The organism is Aquimarina pacifica, from assembly GCF_000520955.1.
GTDB lineage: Bacteria > Bacteroidota > Bacteroidia > Flavobacteriales > Flavobacteriaceae > Aquimarina > Aquimarina pacifica.
This window is the reverse complement of the sequence record NZ_JACC01000122.1, coordinates 1-648: the sequence shown is the minus strand read 5'-3', so window position 1 is coordinate 648 and position 648 is coordinate 1. Positions and strand designations below refer to the sequence as shown.

The 648-nt window shown below is 35.3% G+C and carries 1 protein-coding gene; it reads left to right on the top strand.

The window, feature by feature from the left end:
• Positions 1–648 (top strand): ISAon1 family transposase (locus DZ60_RS0122060; protein WP_025744156.1); only part of this gene is annotated, 648 nt, incomplete at both ends.

Here is a 648-nt window from a genome sequence, read left to right as displayed (position 1 = left end):
AGTGAATTTAAAGAATGGAAAGATAAACCGCACGCCAAAGAATGGTTGATCTTTCCTGAGAATATGGGGAGGTATTTATCTATTGATGAGACAGCACTTTCTAAAGGAGAACTCTACACTATTATCACTAATAAAAAAGCAAAAGGTAAGAAAGGAGCTATTGTAGCCATACTCTCAGGAGCCAAAGCAGAACCTATCATAGAACACCTACTTAAAATTCCTAAATCACTTAGAGACAAGGTCAAAGAAATTACTTTGGATATGGCGCATTCAATGAAGATGATCGTAAAGAAATGCTTTCCTAAAGCTACTCAGGTTACGGATCGTTTCCATGTGCAGAAACTTGCTTTAGAAGCCCTGCAAGATATCAGAATCAAACATCGTTGGGAAGCTATAGACCAAGAAAATGAACAAATAAAACAGGCTACAACTAAGCAAAAAGTTTTCAGTCCTGAAACCTTTTCTAATGGGGATACAAGAAAACAACTCTTGGCTAGAAGTAGGTATTTACTTTATAAAGCACCCAATAACTGGACTCAACATCAATATAGGAGATCTAAAATTTTATTTGAACAATATCCAGATATCAAAAAAGCATACAATCTGGTACAAGGATTAAGGAACATATTCAATACCGCTAACTCAATA